Annotated in this window: 3 protein-coding genes; all 3 read right to left on the bottom strand. The window is 59.4% G+C overall.

The features are described from left to right. Window positions 1-803 (bottom strand): neuromedin U (locus VJR29_07515; protein HKY63252.1); only part of this gene is annotated, 803 nt, incomplete at its 3' end. 13 nt (window positions 804-816) lie between these two features. Continuing rightward, complete coding sequence (locus VJR29_07510) at window positions 817-2,211, bottom strand: DUF1254 domain-containing protein (GenBank protein HKY63251.1); 1,395 nt, start codon at window positions 2,209-2,211, stop codon at window positions 817-819. A 25-nt stretch (window positions 2,212-2,236) separates the two neighbouring features. After that, window positions 2,237-3,193: an HAD family hydrolase gene (locus VJR29_07505; protein ID HKY63250.1), complete on the bottom strand. Its 957-nt coding sequence runs from the start codon at window positions 3,191-3,193 to the stop codon at window positions 2,237-2,239. Window positions 3,194-3,271: the final 78 nt, after the last annotated feature.

Below are 3,271 nucleotides of genomic sequence, written 5' to 3'. Positions count from 1 at the left end.
TTGAAGCGCAGCTGCCAATCCGGCCCATTGTCCGGCCGGATCACGTTGTAAAACATGTTGGCGCCGGCGTTCATCGGCTGCTTGCCGGCGACGAAGGTCTTGGAGAAGCCGAGACCCAAGGGCAAGAGCCAGCGGTCGTCGTTGGGAGCCTTCCAGTTGGCGACGATCTGGGAATTGACGAGGCTGAGCGCCCATCCGCCCGACAAATTGTAATTGACGAAAGGCTGGAGCAGCATCTGGTTGACACCGGGCCGGTCGGGGTCACCGGCCACCGAGAAGACGTTGTTGACCAGGACGCCGGCGACGATCGGCCCGGTGGTGAGGACGAAAACTCCGGTCGGGCCGATGCCGAACTTGCCGGCGCCAAGGGTCTCGTTAGTTGCGGTCGGAAATTGGAAGATCGGGCCCAAGCCCATCGTGAAGGCTCCCCAACTCCTCGCGAAGAAGAGCGATTCCTGCATGTCGCTAAGGCCGAAGTCGGTTTCGGTCTGGTCCACCGGCTGGACCAGGAAGGGCATGATGGTGCGGGTCACGATCGACCATTCGCCGGCCAGGTGGAAAGGGATGACCGGCTGGAAGTTGAAAAGGAATTGGCTGCGGTCGAAGGGCCCGGTCTTGAAGTTGAAATTGAACTGGAGCGGAACGCTGATCAACGAGCTGACCGGGTTTTGTAACTGCTTGTTCAGGTTGGTTGAGTCGTGGCCGGCGGCTTCGGGCGGGCCCTCGGCGGCCCGCGCCCCGAAGGCGAAGAGAAAGGCCAGGCCCGTGATAAGAACAACCGCGGCTCGCTTTCTTAGTGTCATGGGAAAAGCCATTCTATTTAACCTTCACGACCGGCGGCGCCTGCCAAGTTCCATCCAGCACTTCGGGCTTAGGTAAATAAATCCGGAGGACGGCGAAGAAGAGTCCCTTGGGAGCCGGCAACCAATTCGGCTCCTTCTCCTTACCCGGCGATTCGGCTTGAATGTAGAGCGTCGTGCCGCCGTCGGGATCTTTCTTGAGCTCCGGCAGCATCGGCGAGTTGATGAGATAGCGATGGAGCGGATTCGCCACCAGCAGCTGATCTTGGGCGCCGTACATCGTCAAGGACCAGAAAGCCTTGGCCGGCGGCAGCTGGCCCGGCGCAAAACGCAAGGTATAGTCGGCTTTGGAACCATCGAGCGGCTGCTTGTCCCCATCGGTCCGGTAAAGAACGTAGAAGGCCTCTTCCTTGGTGTTGCCGTAGATCCCGGCCTGGGCGCCGGCAGCCCGATCCAAATAGTTGTTTTTGAGCATCTCCCGGGTTCCGAAGAAATCAGCGGAAGAAGTCGACGAGGCGATCTGGGCTTCGATCGCCTTTTGGCCGTCGGCCATGCCCTGCTTCAGCCCGGCTTCCATTTGAGGGCTGAGCCCGGCCACCTTCAAAACCTTGCCCGGCTCCACTCCGATCTTGGCGAAGCGTTGGCGAAGCTCGACCTCGCTGGGCACGGTCGGACAAAGCGTCAGGACGAAATTCAGGACGTTGAAAAACTCCAGCGATTTGCGCTCGTCGGCCGGTGTCAAAGGCTTGATGAAATCGATGGCCGGCGGTGCCGGCGGTGCCGGCTGCTTCAGGTAGGCCGAGAGCGGCGTGACCTTGTAGCCGGCTTGGATTTTTTTAACCTTCTCCAAATCGGCTTGGCCAAAGAGCTGGGTTCGGTATAGCAGCATGACCATTTCGGTCTCGGCCCGGGAAACTTTCTTGATTCCCTTGGGCGCTTCGCCCTTCCAATTCGGCCCCGCCACCAGGAAGTCCCCTCCCCCATTGCCGGTGGTCCGAGTTCCCAGATAGTCGAAATTGAAGGTGTAGAGGTCGACCATTTGGACCGAGTAATAGCGGTTCTTCTCGATGGCCGGCAGGCTGACCACGAAGGGCTCGGCCCGCAAATCGAGGATGGCCGTTGAGTAGGGGGTGTCGGAATTGGGTGTCTGAATCGCCTTGTCTTCCGGCGTGTAAACCCGGGCCGTGTTGTGAATTTGATTCATCGGCCCCTTGTACTCGGGACCGCTCTTGTCGACGGCGTAGGAATAAAGAACCCGATAGTTGTCCACCAGCGGGAAGCCGTAGATATAAGCTTCCTTGGCGATGGCGCGAATCTGGTTGGGGTTGAGCGTCTCGGCGGCCCGGCCGGCGGTGGGAGCCAAAATCAGAACCAATGCCGCTAAACAACGAAAACGAAATTTCCAAACCATCCTTCCCCTCCTTTGGTTACCGGGTTCACTTCCCAAAAATCCTATTCCAATCTTCCTTCATGCTGATCACGGTCCAACCCTTGGCCAGCGCTTCGTCCCAGGCTTTGTTCAAGGTGCCGATCTTGGACTCGCGGTCGTAGGCGTATTCACGCTCGGCGTCGTCATGGTGGACGAGCATCATCAGCGAGGGCCCGTTTCCGGCGGCCGTCCATTGCAGCATTTGCAAGTCGCCGTCGGAATTGCCGAAGGCCGCGATCGGCCGGCGGCCGATATGCTGGAAGATCCCCACCGGCTTGCCGGGACCGTCATCGACGAAATGAATTTTGGGTTCGCGAATCAGGGCCGGCTTGCCGTCGCGCAGCTCGTATTTCAATTCGATGCTGGAGCCGACGACCTGCTCCGGCGGAACGCCGTAGGCTTGCTCGGTCCAAGGGCGCATGAACTCGATCCCCCCGCCCGAGACGATGAAGGTCTTGAAGCCCTTGGCTCGCAAGTAGGCCAGGACCTCTTTCATCGGCTGATAAGTCAGATCCTTATAGAGGCGCTTGAAGCGAGGGTGCTTGGCGGTATCGATCCATGACCGGATCGTCTTCTCGTATTCCTCGGTCGACATTCCGGTGTTGGCCGCCGCCACCAGCTCGAGCACGGGCTTGTGACCTAAGGCCGCGAGGGCTTGGAAGTCGTTTTTCTCAATGGCCTGGTAGGCCGGATTGCTTTTCCACTCCGGATGCTTCGGAGCCGCGGCCTTCACTTGGTCGATCAGGAAAATGAATTGAAAATAGAGCGGCTGCTCGGTCCAGAGCGTCCCGTCATTGTCGAAGGTCGCGATCCGCTCCTCGGGCCGGACGTAATCCTTGCCCGGCTTGGTCACCCTCTCGACGAAGGCGACGATGGCCTGCTTGGCCTTGCCCTCGTTCCAGGACGGCAGCGGATCGGCGGCCCGCGCCGGCGAGCACAGGCCGAAGGCCACCATTGCCGTCATCCAATAGAATCGAAAGGCTTTCATTGCATGAAGGCCACCATTGCCGTCATCCAATAGAATCGAAAGGCTTTCATTGCA

Source organism: bacterium, from assembly GCA_035281585.1.
Classification (GTDB): domain Bacteria; phylum UBA10199; class UBA10199; order DSSB01; family DSSB01; genus DATEDP01.
Note: the sequence above shows the minus strand (reverse complement) of the source record. Positions and strands in the feature narration are given on the sequence as shown.